Here is a 697-nt window from a genome sequence, read left to right as displayed (position 1 = left end):
TTCTGATGATTTCTGTCGAACGCCTCAAAAACGAGCGCTTTCGCGAGTTCATTCGTCAGGTGCCAATCTCTTTGATGGTGGTCGATGAAGCGCACTGTATCTCTGAGTGGGGGCATAACTTCCGTCCGGATTACCTCAAGTTGCCGCAATATCAGCGAGAACTGAATATTCCCCAAACCTTGTTGCTGACCGCCACAGCAACGCCCGCCGTTATTGAGGACATGAAAAATAAGTTCGATATTGCGAGTGACCACATTACTGTAACTGGCTTTTACCGTTCGAACCTCGATATTTCAGTCATCCCTTGCGAAGAGTCCGAAAAGCAAACGCAACTCAACACGATTGTCGCCGCAGCCCCTAAACTGCCAACCATCGTTTACGTAACGCAACAGCAAACTGCAGAGCAAGTGGCTAAGTCATTGATCCACATTGGCGTTAACGCTCATGCGTATCATGCAGGAATGAAAAGTGAAGTTCGTGAGCAAATACAACAGCAATTTATGGCGGGCCAAATTGACTGCATTGTGGCCACGATTGCCTTTGGGATGGGTGTCGACAAATCCGATATTCGCCGAGTGATCCACTTTGATCTGCCTAAATCCATTGAAAACTATGCCCAGGAAATAGGTCGAGCAGGACGAGACGGACAACGCTCGGAATGCATTCTGCTTGGCAATACTTCTGGGCTAACTGTATT

1 protein-coding gene is annotated in these 697 nt (G+C 47.9%); it reads left to right on the top strand.

Features of this window, described 5'->3' with window-relative positions:
• The coding region (locus R7E78_RS26790) for a RecQ family ATP-dependent DNA helicase (protein WP_318058694.1) at positions 1-697 on the top strand (697 nt) is incomplete at both ends.

The organism is Vibrio sp. YT-19(2023), assembly GCF_033337395.1.
The sequence above is the reverse complement of the archived record's forward strand: the minus strand, read 5'-3'. Positions and strand labels throughout refer to the sequence as shown.